The sequence below is a fragment of the Mesorhizobium sp. NPDC059025 genome, from assembly GCF_042739655.1.
In the GTDB taxonomy this organism is placed as follows: domain Bacteria; phylum Pseudomonadota; class Alphaproteobacteria; order Rhizobiales; family Rhizobiaceae; genus Mesorhizobium.
In genome coordinates this window covers 232,099-248,515 of the sequence record NZ_JBHYIM010000006.1, presented here as the reverse complement: position 1 = coordinate 248,515, position 16,417 = coordinate 232,099, and the positions used below count along the sequence as shown (strand labels likewise).

15 protein-coding genes are annotated in these 16,417 nt (G+C 60.1%); 10 read left to right on the top strand and 5 right to left on the bottom strand.

The genetic code is table 11. From position 1 onward, the window contains the following. Positions 1-125: 125 nt before the first annotated feature. The 8 genes from rbfA to ACFWYE_RS16715 all read left to right on the top strand — a co-directional run bounded on the left by rbfA (position 126) and on the right by ACFWYE_RS16715 (position 9,555). The gene (rbfA, locus tag ACFWYE_RS16750) at positions 126-542 is read left to right on the top strand and encodes a 30S ribosome-binding factor RbfA (protein WP_379061697.1); all 417 of its coding nucleotides are present in this window, start codon (positions 126-128) and stop codon (positions 540-542) included. Next, a complete protein-coding gene (gene truB, locus ACFWYE_RS16745; RefSeq protein WP_379112864.1) occupies positions 542-1,498 on the top strand; it encodes a tRNA pseudouridine(55) synthase TruB in 957 nt (318 codons plus the stop codon). The genes rbfA and truB overlap by 1 nt, the downstream gene beginning before the upstream one ends. 144 nt (positions 1,499-1,642) lie before the next feature. Beyond that, entirely contained in the window at positions 1,643-2,737 is a 1,095-nt protein-coding gene (gene corA / locus ACFWYE_RS16740; RefSeq protein WP_379112861.1) for a magnesium/cobalt transporter CorA, read from the top strand. Positions 2,738-2,922: 185 nt separating this feature from the next. Next, the gene (rpsO, locus tag ACFWYE_RS16735) at positions 2,923-3,192 is read left to right on the top strand and encodes a 30S ribosomal protein S15 (protein WP_129410704.1); all 270 of its coding nucleotides are present in this window, start codon (positions 2,923-2,925) and stop codon (positions 3,190-3,192) included. Positions 3,193-3,455: 263 nt separating this feature from the next. Beyond that, entirely contained in the window at positions 3,456-5,603 is a 2,148-nt protein-coding gene (gene pnp / locus ACFWYE_RS16730; RefSeq protein ID WP_379061692.1) for a polyribonucleotide nucleotidyltransferase, read from the top strand. A 389-nt stretch (positions 5,604-5,992) separates the two neighbouring features. Continuing rightward, the gene (locus tag ACFWYE_RS16725) at positions 5,993-7,069 is read left to right on the top strand and encodes a hypothetical protein (RefSeq protein WP_379061691.1); all 1,077 of its coding nucleotides are present in this window, start codon (positions 5,993-5,995) and stop codon (positions 7,067-7,069) included. Between the two features lie 291 nt (positions 7,070-7,360). Then, on the top strand, positions 7,361-8,497 hold the full coding sequence (locus ACFWYE_RS16720) for a hypothetical protein (protein ID WP_379112858.1): 1,137 nt from the start codon (positions 7,361-7,363) through the stop codon (positions 8,495-8,497). Positions 8,498-8,538: 41 nt separating this feature from the next. Then, positions 8,539-9,555, top strand: a complete 1,017-nt coding sequence (locus ACFWYE_RS16715) for a class I SAM-dependent methyltransferase (protein ID WP_379112855.1) — start codon at positions 8,539-8,541, stop codon at positions 9,553-9,555. 28 nt (positions 9,556-9,583) lie between these two features. Here the strand turns inward: ACFWYE_RS16715 and ACFWYE_RS16710 are convergent, their stop codons facing one another. From ACFWYE_RS16710 to fabA, 4 genes are all read right to left on the bottom strand, one after another. Then, positions 9,584-11,143 (bottom strand): putative bifunctional diguanylate cyclase/phosphodiesterase, encoded by a 1,560-nt coding sequence (locus ACFWYE_RS16710; RefSeq protein WP_379061687.1) that lies wholly within the window; start codon positions 11,141-11,143, stop codon positions 9,584-9,586. A 206-nt stretch (positions 11,144-11,349) separates the two neighbouring features. After that, on the bottom strand, positions 11,350-12,162 hold the full coding sequence (gene fabI / locus ACFWYE_RS16705; RefSeq protein WP_379061684.1) for an enoyl-ACP reductase FabI: 813 nt from the start codon (positions 12,160-12,162) through the stop codon (positions 11,350-11,352). Between the two features lie 10 nt (positions 12,163-12,172). Beyond that, positions 12,173-13,396 (bottom strand): beta-ketoacyl-ACP synthase I, encoded by a 1,224-nt coding sequence (fabB, locus tag ACFWYE_RS16700; RefSeq protein WP_379112853.1) that lies wholly within the window; start codon positions 13,394-13,396, stop codon positions 12,173-12,175. Between the two features lie 37 nt (positions 13,397-13,433). Beyond that, positions 13,434-13,949 carry a 3-hydroxyacyl-[acyl-carrier-protein] dehydratase FabA gene (gene fabA, locus ACFWYE_RS16695; RefSeq protein ID WP_326891002.1) on the bottom strand — a complete coding sequence of 172 codons (516 nt, stop codon included), beginning with the start codon at positions 13,947-13,949 and terminating at the stop codon, positions 13,434-13,436. 280 nt (positions 13,950-14,229) lie between these two features. Between fabA and irrA the strand changes: the two genes are divergently transcribed. After that, positions 14,230-14,631, top strand: coding sequence for an iron response transcriptional regulator IrrA (gene irrA / locus ACFWYE_RS16690; protein WP_054309462.1), 402 nt, complete (start codon positions 14,230-14,232; stop codon positions 14,629-14,631). Positions 14,632-14,680: 49 nt separating this feature from the next. Here the strand turns inward: irrA and ACFWYE_RS16685 are convergent, their stop codons facing one another. Next, complete coding sequence (locus tag ACFWYE_RS16685) at positions 14,681-15,238, bottom strand: SH3 domain-containing protein (protein ID WP_379061679.1); 558 nt, start codon at positions 15,236-15,238, stop codon at positions 14,681-14,683. Positions 15,239-15,402: 164 nt separating this feature from the next. Between ACFWYE_RS16685 and ACFWYE_RS16680 the strand changes: the two genes are divergently transcribed. Next, complete coding sequence (locus ACFWYE_RS16680; RefSeq protein WP_144223299.1) at positions 15,403-16,404, top strand: D-glycerate dehydrogenase; 1,002 nt, start codon at positions 15,403-15,405, stop codon at positions 16,402-16,404. Positions 16,405-16,417 lie beyond the last annotated feature (13 nt).

Below are 16,417 nucleotides of genomic sequence, written 5' to 3'. Positions count from 1 at the left end.
CGCATCGATCCACCTAAGATCCGGCCAATGGCTGGACGACCTCATGTGATTGTAATTTATAAGGAAATGGCTGGTGTGCCATTGCAATCACCTGTCCGTGCGGCTTTCCCATCCGAGAGATTGAGATGAACAGACAGCAATCAAGCGGCCCTTCCCAGCGCATGCTCCGTGTCGGCGAGCAGGTGCGTCATGCCCTGTCCGATATCCTTCAGCGTGGCGATGTACGCGACGACCTCATCGAAACAACAGTCATTTCTGTGTCGGAAGTGCGCATGTCTCCTGATCTGAAAATCGCCACCGCCTTCGTCGCGCCACTTGGCGCCAAGGATGACAAGGCGGTTATCGAGGCGCTGAACCGCAACGCCCGCTTCATTCGCGGGCGTATGTCGCCCGCGTTGCGGCAGATGAAATACATGCCGGAGTTCCGCTTCCGGCTCGACACCAGCTACGACAATTTTTCGAAGATCAACGAGTTGCTGCATTCGCCGGAAGTGGCGCGCGACCTCGGCCACGATGAGAATGACAAGGAGAACGACGAGTAATGGCGCGTCGCGGTAAGAAGAAGGGCCGTCCGGTTTCCGGTTGGCTTATCCTGGACAAGCCGGTCGGCATGGGGTCGACCGAAGCGGTGTCGAAGGTGAAATGGCTGTTCCAGGCGGAGAAGGCGGGGCATGCCGGCACGCTCGATCCGCTGGCGTCCGGCATGCTGCCGATCGCGCTCGGCGATGCCACCAAGACGGTGCCCTATGTGCAGGATGGCGCCAAGATCTATCGCTTCACCGTCGCCTGGGGCGAGGAGCGTACCACCGACGATCTCGAAGGTCCGGTGACAAAGAGTTCCGACAGGCGTCCGAGCGAGGTGGATATCCGCGAGCTCTTGCCCAACTACACCGGCGTCATCATGCAGACGCCGCCGCAGTTCTCCGCCATCAAGATCGCCGGCGAGCGAGCCTATGACCTCGCCCGTGACGGAGAGACGGTCGAGATTCCCCCGCGCGAGGTCGAGATCGGCCGGCTCGATATCGTCGAACATGGCGCCGACCGCACCATTTTCGAGGTCGAATGCGGCAAGGGTACCTATGTGCGTTCACTGGCGCGCGATATGGGACGCGATCTTGGCTGCTTCGGCCATATCGCGGACCTGCGTCGCACCGAGGTTGATCCCTTCACGTCCGAGGATTTTGTCACCATCGCTGAACTGGAGGCCGCACTGCCACCTGCCGCGGAAGGTGATGATGCCGCGTCCTCCGGCAGCGAACGCCACGCCGCACTCGACGATTTCCTGATCGATACCGCTGCCGCGCTGGAATGCCTGCCGCAGGTCGCCATCAGCGACGATGCGGCTACAAAGATCAGGCTCGGTAATTCCGTCATCATCCGCGGTCGCGACGCGCCGCTGGAGGCGGAAGAAGCCTGTGCGACTGCGCGTGGCAAGCTAGTCGCCATCGGAGCCATCGAGCAGGGCATGTTCAAGCCCAAGCGGGTGTTTGCGGGCTGAGGCCGTTTCACTGAGGAATTCGGGCAGAAGTGCGCAACGGCCGCGTGTCTGCAATTGCGCAGAAACAACAGGTGAAGGCATTCCCAGGATTCGGAGAGAGTGGAAATGCTCTAACATCCGCGCAGGGATTCGCTCGAGGCTCGCATGACAAAAGCGGAAACGGTTCGGAAGCGGGAGTCGGGAATGGCGAAGCGCTCACCCATAGGCGCTTCGCCCGGCACGTTGATTGCCGACCCCAGGGCACGACGCAGTGAACTCAACCTGACGCTGATCGACCGTGACCGCTGCGAAAAGATCGACGACGCCAGCCTCGATGACCTGAAGACGCATTGCGAAAAATGGCCGCTGGTCTGGCTGGATTGTGTCGGCCTGGCCAATGTCGAGTTGATCGAGCAGATCGGCAAGCAGTTCGGCTTACATCCGCTGGCCTTGGAAGACGTCGTCAACACCGGCCAGCGACCCAAGGCCGAGTTTTTCGACGATCACGCCTTTGTCGTCGTCAATATGATCGATGACCCCGCCACCTATCGCTACGAGCAGATTTCCGTGTTCTTCGGCAAGGGTTTCGTCATCACCTTCCAGCAGCGCGAAGGTGATCCTTTCGATCCGGTGCGCAAGCGCATCGTTGCCTCGACGCCCAACCGTCTGCGTTCGCGCGGAGCAGATTATCTCGCCTACGCGCTGATCGATGCCATCGTCGACTCGTTCTTTCCCTTGATCGAAAACGCCAGCGCCCGAACTGACGAGGTCGAGGACGCGATGCTGCGTCATCCACACAAGCAGCAGGTCCGCATTCTGCACGAACAGCGCCGGCATGCTGGCCAGTTGCACCGGACGATGCTGTCGCTGCGTGATGCGCTGGCCGGGTTGGTCCGATCCGATGCCCCTTACATCAAGCCGGAGACGAAGATCTTCCTGAACGACACGCTGGATCATGCCTATCGACTTGTGGAACTGGCGGATACGCAGCGCGACATGACGACGGGGCTGATCGAGATGCACCTGTCGCTGAGTCAGGCGCGTACCAACGAAGTGATCAGTCTGCTCACCATCGTCTCGGCGATCTTCATTCCGCTCACCTTCCTGGTCGGCGTCTGGGGCATGAATTTCGATCCAGCGACATCGCCTTGGAACATGCCTGAACTGAAGGCCTACTACGGCTACCCGGCCGCCCTTGTGTTCATGGCGCTGGTGGCGATAGGACTGGTCAGTTTCTTCAAATGGAAGAAGTGGCTGTAGCCCCGCAAAGCTGCCGGTCCGCGCTGCGCTCAGGCCAGCCTTGCGAATATGCGCTGGCTTTTTGCGTTTTTTTGCACTATACGCGCCGCAACATCGCGCCGGATTGCGTGATGCTCACCGACCCTTGCTGGACGACATCCCGGCTCTGGGCGCCTCGTTTCCTCCATTGAGAAAGGAAAAATGCGATGTCGATTACTGCTGAACGCAAGAAGGAACTGCTGGCTCAGTTCGCCACCGTCGCCGGTGACACCGGTTCGCCGGAAGTGCAGGTTGCCATTCTTTCCGAGCGTATCAAGAACCTGACCGAGCACTTCAAGGACCACAAGAAGGATAACCACTCCCGTCGTGGCCTGCTCGCACTCGTTTCCCAGCGTCGCAGCCTGCTTGATTACCTCAAGCGCAAGGATGAGGCGCGCTACCAGACGCTGATCGAGAAGCTCGAACTGCGTCGCTGACGAATTGGCCGGCGGGTTCTCATCGAGAGCTCGCCGGTCGCGCATTCGGGCCTTCGGCCCGACCCGGTTTCTGTAGGCAGAGGGCCGCATGAAACCGCCCGTGGACGGTCATGGGGCAGGATTGCAGGATGCTTGCACGGGCGCCGGCCCGGCATTTTCAAGCCTCCTGTTGTCTTGCCCGTGGCTGCCCGACAAAGGAGCCAGGAAGGGGGCGTCGCGCATGATTGGATGGCGCGGCCCCTTCCGCATATGAAGGACAAGATATGTTCAAGCAACACAAAGTGGAAATCGAATGGGGCGGCCGCCCGCTCATCCTCGAGACCGGCAAGATCGCGCGCCAGGCTGACGGCGCCGTGCTGGCGACCTATGGCGAGACCGTGGTTCTGGCCACCGTCGTTTCGGCCAAGGAGCCCAAGCCCGGTTTCGACTTCTTTCCGCTGACCGTCAATTACCAGGAAAAGACCTACGCCGCCGGCAAGATCCCGGGTGGCTATTTCAAGCGTGAAGGCCGTCCGAGCGAGAAGGAAACGCTGGTTTCCCGCCTGATCGACCGCCCGATCCGCCCGCTCTTCGCAGACGGCTACAAGAACGATACGCAGATCGTCGTCACCGTTGTGCAGCACGATCTTGAGAACGATCCGGATATCCTGTCGATCGTCGCCACCTCCGCAGCGCTGACGCTTTCGGGCGTTCCGTTCATGGGCCCGATCGGCGGTGCCCGTGTCGGCTACATCAACGGCGAATATGTGCTCAATCCGCACATCGACGAGATGCAGGAATCCAAGCTCGACCTCGTGGTCGCCGGCACCAGCGAAGCGGTCCTGATGGTCGAGTCGGAAGCCAAGGAACTGGGCGAAGAGCTGATGCTCGGCGCTGTCATGTTCGGCCACAAGGCTTTCCAGCCGGTGATCGAGGCGATCATCAAGCTGGCCGAGGTTGCCGCAAAGGATCCGCGCGACTTCACCCCGCCGTCTTTCGGCGATCTGGAGAAGGAAATGCTCGGCGTGGCCGAGAGCGACCTGCGCGCTGCTTACAAGATCACCGACAAGCAGGCCCGCTACGCCGCCGTCGACGCTGCCAAGGCCAAGGTCAAGGCTGCTTTCACCCCGGCCGAAGGCGAGGAAGCCAAGTATTCGTCCGAGCAGGTTGCGACCGTGTTCAAGGAACTCCAGGCCAAGATCGTGCGCTGGAACATCCTCGACACCGGCTCGCGCATTGACGGTCGTGATCTCAAGACCGTCCGTTCGATCGTTTCCGAAGTCGGCATCCTGCCGCGGACCCATGGCTCGGCGCTGTTCACCCGCGGCGAGACCCAGGCGATCGTGGTTGCCACACTCGGCACCGGCGAAGACGAGCAGTATGTCGACTCGCTGACTGGCATGTACAAGGAGACCTTCCTCCTTCACTACAACTTCCCGCCCTATTCGGTCGGTGAGACCGGCCGTATGGGTTCGCCCGGCCGCCGCGAGATCGGCCACGGCAAGCTCGCCTGGCGCGCCATCCATCCGATGCTGCCTTCGGCAGAACAGTTCCCGTACACGCTGCGCGTCGTCTCCGAGATCACCGAGTCCAACGGCTCGTCCTCGATGGCTACCGTCTGCGGCACCTCGCTGGCGCTGATGGATGCTGGCGTGCCGCTGGCCAAGCCGGTCGCCGGTATCGCCATGGGCCTGATCAAGGAAGATGAGCGTTTTGCCGTGCTTTCCGACATCCTGGGCGACGAGGATCACCTCGGCGACATGGATTTCAAGGTGGCTGGCACTGCCAACGGCATCACCTCGCTGCAGATGGACATCAAGATCGATGGCATCACCGAGGAGATCATGAAGGTGGCGCTGGGCCAGGCCAAGGACGGCCGCCTGCACATCCTCGGCGAAATGGCCAAGGCCATCTCCGAAGGCCGCAAGGAACTCGGCGAGTTCGCGCCGCGCATCGAAGTCATGCATATCCCGACCGACAAGATCCGTGACGTCATCGGTTCGGGCGGCAAGGTCATCCGTGAAATCGTCGAAAAGACCGGCGCCAAGATCAATATCGAGGACGACGGCACTGTGAAGATCGCTTCGTCGAACGCGAAGGAAATCGAGGCGGCAAAGAAGTGGATCCACACCATCGTGGCCGAGCCGGAAGTCGGCGAGATCTACGAAGGCACGGTCGTCAAGACTGCCGACTTCGGTGCGTTCGTGAATTTCTTCGGTCCGCGTGACGGTCTCGTGCACATCTCGCAGCTGTCCGACCAGCGTGTCGCCAAGACCACTGACGTGGTCAAGGAAGGCGACAAGGTCTGGGTCAAGCTGATGGGCTTCGACGAGCGCGGCAAGGTCCGTCTCTCGATGAAGGTCGTCGACCAGGAGACTGGCAAGGAAATCGCCCGCGAGAAGAAGGCAGAAGGCGAAGAGACCGCCGCCTGACCGACTTAGCCTACTGAATCTGGAAAGGGCGTGACTTCGGTCGCGCCCTTTTTATTGGGCCTGCATGCCCGAGATGACCGCCAGGCAACCAGTGCAATTCCAGGAAAAGTGCGTACGGTTTTCCGTCCGGAGTTGCGTGAAAACAAAGAGTTAGAATGTTTCCGCGTTTCCACTAAAAAATGGAGACGCTCTAGCGGCAGGGCCGATCTTACCCCTGTGCATTCGGCGCATGGACGCGCCGAAATTAACTGAATTAGAAGAAACTCATTAAGGACTTATTTACATATTTGCGATCCGCGTATGTAGTATTGCTCAATACGTCATTCGAGCAATCGAGGCCTGTTATGGGACATATGTCGACATCCATAAGCGGCGTGAAATCGCGGTACATGCTGCGTCCGATGAATGTTGATGACATTCCTGCAATCCGTGTCATCTTCAAGCAAGTTTTCCGCCCGAATTCAAAGGATTGTAACGAAAATTTTGACCAATACTTCCAAAAGCTTTTCTTCGATAATCCCTATTACGATCCGGAGATCGGAAGTGTTGTTCATGAGAATGAGCGTGGGGAAATAGACAGCGCTCTCTCGATCCTGCCGGTTCCCTACGTCGTCGACGGGCAATCGGTCATGGGGCGGCTGCTCTGTGCCTTCATGATGAAGCCGGAAGCTTCTCCGCGTGGTGCCGCCGAGCTGTCGCTCAGCATACGCCCGACCGAGAAGACAATTAACTTCAGCGACACCGCAGCACCTGTGAGCCTCAGGCATTTCGAAGCCATCGGAGGCGTGACGCTGGGAGCGCATGCGCTTGGCTGGACGCGCATATTCCAGATGGCAAGCTATGTGGCGACCATTGCGGCGCGGCGGCATCCGATCCTTGGCAACTTGGTGACCTCCACGGGCAAGATGCTCAACCCGTTGTTTCCGCTTCCTCCGATCAAGAAGATCGCAAAATCCCATGTCACGGTGAAGGAAGTAACGCAGGACGAAGCGGTTTCCCTCATTCCTGATCTGCTCGAAAACTATTCCGCGCATCCGGACTGGACAGAGAAAGATCTGCATTGGCTCCTGCACATGGCGGAGGACAATCGGGCTGCGGGCGCGCTTCGGTTCTTTGCCATCAATGACCCGACGGGCACGCCAATCGGCTTCTTCTGCTACTACAGTCGCCCGAACGGTATGGTCGAAGTGTTGAACGTAATTACGAAGGCCGGCACCGAAAGGCAGGCTATCAACGTCATGCTGTTCCATTTGCAGGAGGAGGGGCACGTCGCGGCGCAAGGTCGAGTGGACCCGCGCTATCTCTCCGCGCTTTCACAGCAATCGAACATGTTCTTTCGCCACAGGGCCAATGTCTGCGTCACCACTGCGCGTGCTGACGTGCTCAATGCGGTCGAGCGAAACAACATGTTCATCGGCGGTCTTGCCGGTGAAAGCTGGAGCAGGCTTTCGACAGACTTCTTCTAAGCTGGATATGTTGCTTGGGGCGACCAGCGCGGACAATCCCGCTGGTCGCCCCACGCTATGTCGTTGCAGCGAAATGCCGAGCACCGCTTGAGGTTGCTCGCAATAAGGTCACAGCATTCTTGCCGATCCTGACAGGGTGCGCGGACAACCAATTTGCCCGCGCCATCCTTGGAGCAGCAGCTAATTCAGCGATTATTTACATAATTGAGGTGAGTGTTGCGCTGACATTGTGGGCTACGTCATACATCCGTCTGCCAAGGTCGAGATGCAGGAGCCAGCCGAGACGACCAAGTGAAAGAGGCCTGGGTGGGGTATATCTCGGCATCGCCAAGGGACGTGAAATCGCGGCGCGTGCGCGCGATGAGAATCGATGACATCCCGGCTATCCGTGCTCTTTTCAAGCAGGTTTTCCGCCCCCACTCGACATCCTGCAATGAAAACTTCGATCGCTACTTTCAGCAACTCTTTTTCGAAAGTCCCTACTACGATCCCGCCATCGGGAGCGTGGTGCATGAGGATGAGCGCGGGGAAATAGACAGCGCGGTCTCGATCCTGCCGGTTCCATACACGGTCAACGGACAATCGATCATGGGGCGGCTGCTCTGCGCCTTCATGATGAAGCCGGGTGGGGCTCCGCGAGGGCCCGCCGAACTGACCCTCGCCTTGCGCCCGGGTGACGAGACGGTGCAGTTCAGTGACAGCGCGGCGCGGGTGAGCCTCAGGCACTTCGAAGCCGTCGGCGGTATATCGCTCACCACATATGCGCTCGGCTGGACCCGCATATTCAAACCGGCAAGCTATGCGGCGAATCTCGTCTCACAGCGGCGGCCTGTCCTCGGCAAGTGGGGCGCAGGGTCTGTCGGCAGGATGCTCAATCCACTCTTCTCGCTTCCGCGCGTCGAGAGTGCTGGAAAGTTCCATGCCACGGTGAAGGAGATAGCTCGGGACGAGGCTGTTTTTCTCGTTCCTGGTCTGCTCCGGAGCTATGCTGCTCATCCATCCTGGAGCGGGCAGGATCTGGACTGGCTTCTCCGCATGGCGGCGGACAATCGGGCTGCGGGCACACTTCGGCTGCTTTCGATCGAGGATCAAGCAGGCAATCCAAATGGCTTTGTCTGCTATTACAGCCAGTCGAACGGTGTGGCCGAGGTGCTGAACGTGATCGCGAGATCCGGCACGGAGAAGCAGGCTGCCGATGCCATGCTGCTCCACTTTCAGGACAGCGGGTATGTGGCGGCGCAAGGTCGTGTCGAGCCCCGCTACCTGGGTGCTCTTTCACAGCAGCCTGCCATGTTCTTTCGCCACAGGGCCAATGTCTGCCTGGGCACCACGCGCACCGAATTCCTGGCTGCGACCCAGCGAGACGACATCTTTATCGGCGGTCTCGCGGGAGAAGGCTGGAGCAGGCTTTCGACGGACTTTTTCTGAGCTTGCTACATATACGATGATCGACATGATAACTCCCTGTCATGGATTCTGATACGCTGAAAACGCTGTTCCATCCTTTTGAGGCCGAGGCGTTGCCTCTGCCGGGAGAAGGTACGCGTGCGCTCTTTCTCGGCGCTCTGCCGGGATTTCGGCTGCCTGCCGGCTTTGGCGCGGCCTTGCACCTTGTCCAGGCATTCCGCCCGGACTTTCGCCATCTGGCGGCCTCCGCTCACATGGTTTCGGCTGAGCCCGAAGGGGAGGGCTATGACCTGGCCCTTGTTCTGGCGGGCCGCCACCGCGGTTTGAGCGAAACGCGCATTGCTCAAGCCATTGAACGCACGGCCGAAGGCGGCTGGATCGTCGTTGCAGGCGGCAAGGAGGATGGGATAGCGAGCCTTCGCAGGCGGGTGGGGGAGCTTGTTGGCGTCGAGGGCCATCTCTCGAAACACCATGGCCAGGTCTTCTGGTTCGCCCGGCAAGGTAGCGAAGCCGCATCCAGGCTGCGCGTCGCCAATCCTTCGGTTCTGGTGGAGGATCGCTACGAGACCGCGCCCGGCATGTTCTCCTTCGACCGCGTCGATGCCGGTTCACGGCTTCTTGGCGGTTATCTGCCCGCAGACATCACGGGCCATGTTGCCGATTTCTGCGCTGGCTGGGGCTATTTGTCGGTCACGCTGGCCGAACGGGCTGCTGGCTTGAATGGACTTGACCTCTATGAGGCCGACCATGCCTCGTTGCAGGCGGCGGGTCGAACGCTGGCGCGGTTGCTGCCGGGCCTTGCTGCAAGGTGTTTCTGGCACGATCTTGCAACTGAAGCGGTCGGGGAGCGCTATGACGTTATCGTCATGAACCCGCCTTTCCATCAGGGCCGCGCGGCGGAACCACAGCTGGGGGCTGCCATCATCCGCGCCGCGGCCAAGGCATTGCGGCCGGGTGGGCGCCTGTTCATGGTGGCGAACCGGCAGTTGCCGTACGAACCCGTTCTCGCCACCGCCTTTGCAAATCACGTGGAGATCGGACGCAACGAAGCCTTCAAGGTGCTGCTGGCGCGTCGCTGATCGAAAGCTTGGTAGGAAGGCTTGCCAGTCAGTGCAGGTTTGCGGCACGCCGCTGGTTTTGAGCCAGCTGTTCGACGCTTTGCGCCTGTCCGCCAATGACGCGCAGCGGCGCGGGCTTGCCAAACAGGTAGCCTTGCACCACTTCGCAGCCTGCGGCCTTCAGCATGGTTGCCTGGCTCTCGGTTTCCACGCCTTCGGCAATCGTCGATACCCCCAGCGCGCGCGACAGGCCGACAATGGTCGAGACGACGGCTCCGGAACCGGAATCGGTGTCGATACGGCTGACAAAAGAGCGGTCGATCTTCAATTTGTGGAAGGAGAAGTCGATCAGGTAGCTGAGGTTGGAGTAGCCCGTGCCGAAATCGTCTACGGCCACGGAGATACCCATGTCGGACAATTCTTTCAGTATGGCGGCGGCGCGCTCCTTGTCCTGCATCATCGCCGTTTCGGTGACTTCCAGTTCGAGCCGCGACGGTTTGATACCGGTCCTGGCAATGGTGTTGCGCACCATTGCCAGGAAATCCTTGGTCATGAACTGCACCGGGGAAATGTTGACCGCCACGAAGCATTCTTCAGGCAGATGACGCGCATCGCTGCAGGCCTTGCTCAGCACCCACTCACCGATGGGACCGATCATGCCGGTTTCTTCAGCCAGCGGGATAAATTCCATCGGTGGGATCGTACCGCGCTCGGGATGGTTCCACCGTATCAGCGCTTCATAGCCGACGACCTTGCCGGCGGCGAGGTCGAGCTGGGGCTGGTAGTGCAGGTCGAAATCGCCACGCTCGAACGCCGTATGCAGTTCGGATTCCACCCATTGCCGGTGATCTGCGACCTTGCCCATCTCCGGCTGGAAAACCGACCAGGTGCCGGCGGCGTTGGTTGCTCGCGCGTTCTGCAAGGCAAGATTGGCGCGTCGCAAAAGCAGTACCGGATCGATGCCGTCCTTTGGCATGGCCACGACGCCGACCGACAGGCTGACAGATTGCTGATGCGTCTTCAGCTGGTATGGGGCGATCAGATCATCGATCAGCTGCTCGACCAGTGCCTCCATCGACCCCGGCAGACGTTTGTCCGGATAAAGTACGGCAAATTCGCCCGGGCCGACACGACCGACCACGGCTTCACGCGGCAGCAGCGCTTTCAAGCGATGGGCGAACAGGCGAACAAGATCATCGACCTGCGTGTAGCCGATCGCGTCATTGATCTGGCTGAAACGATTGATGTCGATGTTGAGCAGGTAGACCGGCTCACCAGTCTTGAGTGTGGAGGAAGCAGCTTCTGCCACCTTGCCGACCATCGCGTGCTTGGCCAGTGTTCCCGTCAGCTTGTCGAAATTGGTTTCGGAAAAAACATAATCGGCGGATTCGTCGACACCGGCGAAAAATGACATCGCTGCACAGGCCGCCGCCAGGGCGCAAAGGCCCGCGACAATGGCCACGAGTGTATTGAGCGGAAGTTGCGTAAGGCCGTTGCCAAGACCGATCTTGAGGCCCCACAAGCCCAGGATGAAGCTGCCCATGCCGGCGCTGGCGATGGTGATCAGCCGGAAAAGTGGCGTTCGGCCAGGATTCTTCACAGAGGGCATACGCAGGGTCCCAATCTGCAGGATGTTCTAACCGCGATCCTCTTAAAATAAGTTTCCTGCGATTCGTCGCATTTTATCGGCAACAAAAGTTGACTAACGTTTCATGAAAGTTAACCAAAAGGCAAGGGCCCATCCTTCGCAGTGGACGACAGGCTCTTTCTACTTTGGAGAGGGTAGTCGACGGGGCTAGCGCGAGCCTTGCGGCTTCAATCCTTGCCGCCATCCAGCCGCTTCAGTTCGTCGAGCGTGGGCATCGACACGACGTGATAGCCGGAATCGACATAGTGGATTTCCCCGGTCACGCCGGACGAGAGATCGGAAAGCAGGTAGAGCGCCGAGTTGCCAATCTCGTCGATGCCGACCGTGCGCCGCAACGGCGCGTTGCGCTGCTGGTAGGAATACATGTAGCGCGCATCCGAAATGCCGGCACCTGCGAGTGTACGCACCGGACCAGCTGACAGCCCGTTCACGCGGATGCCGCGTGGGCCGTAATCGTTGGCGAGATAACGCACGCTGGCCTCAAGGCCCGCCTTGGCAACCCCCATGACATTGTAGTTGGGCATTACCCGAACCGAACCGGCATAGGTGAGGGTGATCATCGACCCGCTGTCCTGCATCAACGCCGCGGCGTGGCGGGCGACTTCCGTGAAGGAGTAGCAGGAGATCACCATGGTGCGCACGAAATTGTCGCGCGTGGTGTCCGCATAGAGGCCCTTCAGCTCTGTCTTGTCTGAGAAACCGATGGCATGGACGATGAAATCAAGTTTGCCCCACGCGCTCTTCAGCGTATCGAAGGTCGCGGCGACCGAGGCGCTGTCCTCGACATCACATGGCACGACCAGTGAGGCGCCAACTTTCTCAGCCAGTGGCTTGACCCGGCGACCAAAGGCTTCGCCCTGATAGGTGAAGGCCAGTTCGGCGCCCTGTTCGGCCAGTTTCTGAGCGATACCCCAGGCTATGGAATGATCATTGGCAACGCCCATGATCAGGCCGCGCTTGCCCTTCATCAAACCGTCCATGTGAAAATCCCTATGCGGAATGGCGCTGGAAGACGAGCGTGGCGTTGGTGCCGCCAAAGCCGAAGGAATTGGACAGCACCGTGTCGATCTTGGCGTTGTCGATGCGCTTGCGCACGATCGGCACACCATCGAATTCGGGATCGAGTTCGTCGATATGCGCGCTCTCGCCGATGAAGCCGCCTTGCATCATCAGGATCGAATAGATCGATTCCTGGACGCCGGCCGCACCCAGGGAATGGCCGGTCAGAGACTTGGTCGAAGTGATGTGTGGCATCCTGTCGCCGAACACCTCGCGGATCGCGCCGATTTCCTTCGAATCGCCGATTGGCGTCGACGTGCCGTGCGTGTTGACATAGTCGATCGGTGTTTTCACCGTCGCGAGCGCCTGCCGCATGCAGCGTATGGCGCCTTCGCCGGAAGGAGCAACCATGTCGTAGCCGTCGGAGGTCGCGCCGTAGCCGGTCAGCTCTGCATAGATCTTGGCGCCGCGCGCCTTGGCATGCTCGAGCTCTTCCAGCACCAGAACACCGGCGCCGCCCGCGATGACGAAACCGTCGCGGTTGACGTCATAGGCACGCGAGGCGACTGCGGCTCGATCGTTGAATTTGGACGACATCGCGCCCATCGCGTCGAACAGGTTGGACATCGTCCAGTCGAGGTCTTCGTGACCGCCCGCGAACATGATGTCCTGTTTGCCCCACTGGATCATCTCGGCGGCATTGCCAATGCAGTGTGCCGAGGTCGAACAGGCGGACGAGATCGAATAGTTGACGCCGTGGATCTTGAACCAGGTGGCCAGCGTTGCGGAGGCCGTCGACGACATGGCCTTCGGCACGGCAAATGGCCCGATGCGCTTGGGGCTGCTGTTCTTCAGCGTGGTTTCCGAGGCTTCGACGATCGTGCGCGTGGACGGACCGCCGGAACCCATGATGATGCCGGTGCGCTCGTTGCCGGAAACCTCGTTTTCCTCTAACCCGCTGTCGGCGATCGCTTGCTTCATCGCGACATGGTTCCACATGCCGCCTTGCGACAGGAAACGAGCGGCACGACGGTCGACGAGGTCTGTCGCATCCAGATTGGGGGCGCCCCAGACCTGGCACTTGAAGCCATGCTCGGCGAAGTCGTTGGAAAAGCTGATGCCGGACTTGGCGTCATGGAGAGAGGCGCTGACCTCCTCGGCATTGTTGCCGATGGACGATACGATGCCGAGGCCTGTGACTACGACCCGTCTCATGTTGCGGCTCCTCGTTTTTTTTCGTTGAGTGCAGGTGTCAGGCAGCTGTCTGTTTTGCCAGGCCCACCCGCAGGTCGGTGGCCGCGTATATGGGGTCGCCATCGGCCTTCAACCAGCCGTCGGCGATACCGAGCACCAGTCGGCCGCGCATGACGCGCTTGAAATCGACGCCGTACTCCACTTTCTTGACGGAAGGCGTGACCATGCCCTTGAACTTAACTTCGCCCGTCGACAGCGCCATGCCTTTGCCTGGTTCGCCGAGCCAGCCCAGGAAAAAGCCTGTGAGCTGCCAGAGCGCATCGAGGCCCAGGCAGCCGGGCATCACGGGATTGTCGATGAAATGGCAAGGGAAGAACCAGAGGTCGCGGTGAATGGCAAATTCAGCCCGCACGAAACCCTTGTCGAAAGCGCCGCCAGTCTCGCTGATCTCGGTAATGCGGTCGAACATCAGCATCGGCGGATAAGGAAGCTGGGCATTGCCGGGGCCAAACAGTTCGCCCTTCGCGCACGCCAGCAGATCGTCGTAGTCGTAGCTCGATTTCCGATCCGCCATCTAGTCTTTCCCCGTCGTTCGCCGGGCGATCTGATGCCCGTGTCCGATTTCTAGTAACACAGTCCGCTTCACGCCGGAAACCGACGGCCGGAGATGTCGCGCTGGCTCTAGCCTGCCCATTTCCCCGGGTCAATGCGCGCTATTGATCGGATTTGGCCTACAGAATATATCTGACATAATACGGGACGTGGATTTCCGCCTGATTTTTGCCGCTGTCGACGGGCAGTTGCGGGCGGAACGTGAAGGTGGGTTGATCGGTTTGGACGATCGGAAAGACGGCATGACTGTGGACAAGCGGGTACGCGAAGCCGGCCTGAGGCCGACTCGCCAGCGCATTGCACTGGCTGACCTGCTGTTTGCCAAGGGCGATCGTCATCTCTCGGCAGAGGAACTGCACGAAGAAGCGCTGGCTGCCGGTGTGCCGGTTTCGCTGGCCACGGTCTACAATGCGCTGCATCAGTTTACCGAAGCCGGCCTTCTGCGCATCCTGGCCGTCGAGGGGTCGCGCACCTATTTCGACACCAACACCTCCGACCATCATCATTTCTTCGTCGAAGGTGAAAACCGGGTTTTCGACATCGAAAGCGGGCCGGTTACGGTCGGCAACCTTCCGGAACCGCCGGAGGGTATGGAGATTGCGAATGTCGACGTGGTGGTGCGCCTGCGCCCCAAACGTGACTGAATCTCTGCCCGTTGGAACCGAACTGGACCTAAGTCCCGCGTCGTTTGGTCTACTCGTTGATCTTTTCGCCGGGGTAGGCACCCCAGACCAGCGATTGGCTGATCCAGCCGGTATGGCCGCTTAGGCTCATCTCGCACCACTGCCCGTCACAGGACTTGATGGAGCCGATGACACCCGGCTCGATCATCGCAATCACGCTGGCATCCTTGGCGGTGCTCTTCACGAGATTGATGCGCACATCCTTGCCGCGTTGCCACGGCGCGATGATCGCCGTGCGCTTGCCCGACAGCAGAGCCTGGCTTACCCAGCCCTCGGAACCGTCGGCATCACGCACACGCCGCCAGGTATCGTATTCCTGCACGATCTCCATCGGCAGTCCGGCCCTGGTGTACATCCAGTCGACGGAATAATTGACGCCCGGGCCGACGCGTGAGTTGACCCGTGCCGACTTCAGGCTGACGAACCGGGGCAAAGGCAAGCCGCTTGGCCCCAATGTCACCGTCTGAACCGGCGCTGCGGCATTTTGCGCCGTCGCGACCGGAGTAAGCGTGAGCAGGCCAAGCATTGTCGCGGAGAGAATCAGACGTAGCGACGCGAAACCAGACACGTTCGTTCCTTTTTTCCAGCGCTGTCGGCAATCCTGCGCACGCGCCTTTTTCTTTGTCTTCGGCTGTCCCACTTGTTACATGAGGCATGGCTACCGAGACCAGTTTGCAGTTTCGCCGGTCTTGGTTAAAGAGGTCTCAACAGCATCCCGGGAACGAGGAAACGATGGCCGGCAAAAAGAAGCCTCTCGTTGTGATCACGCGCAAATTGCCTGATCCTGTCGAGACGCGGATGCGCGAGTTGTTCGACGCCAGGCTGAACGTTGAAGACAAGCCCATGTCGCGCGAGGAGATTGCCGCGGCGTTGCGGGAAGCCGATGTGCTCGTTCCCACCATCACCGATCGCATCGATGCCGAGCTCATCGAACAGGCCGGACCGAACTTCAAGCTGATCGCCAGCCTCTCCAATGGTGTGGATCACATTGATGTCGCAGCGGCCTCGAAAAAGGGCATCGCAGTCACCAACACGCCGAATGTGCTGACCGAAGACACCGCCGATATGACAATGGCGCTGATGCTCGCTGTGCCGAGACGGCTCGCCGAAGGCTCCAACGTGCTTGCCGGCGACAGGAAATGGCCCGGTTGGTCGCCCACCTGGATGCTTGGCCGGCGCATCTGGGGCAAACGGCTCGGAATCGTTGGCATGGGCCGTATCGGCACCGCGGTTGCACGCCGTGCCAAGGCTTTTGGCCTCTCGATCCACTACCACAACCGCCATCGCGTCCTGCAAAGCGTGGAAGACGAACTTGAGGCAACCTATTGGGAAAGCCTCGACCAGATGCTGGCCCGCATGGACATCATTTCTGTCAATTGTCCCTCGACGCCGGCCACATTCCATCTCCTCTCGGCCCGGCGACTGGCGTTGCTGCAACCCACCGCCTACATCGTCAACACGGCGCGCGGAGACATCATCGACGAGGATGCGCTGATCAAGTTGCTGCAGGACGGCAAGATCGCCGGCGCCGGCCTCGACGTCTACGAGAACGAGCCGGCGCTGAACACCAAGCTGCTCAGGCTTGCCGCCAAGCACAAGGTGGTGCTGCTGCCGCACATGGGTTCGGCGACCCTGGAGGGGCGCATCGATATGGGCGAGAAGGTCATCATCAACATCCGTACCTTCTTCGACGGACACCGGCCGCCGGATCGCGTGCTGCCCGCCCGCGCCTGATCATCGCCTGTGA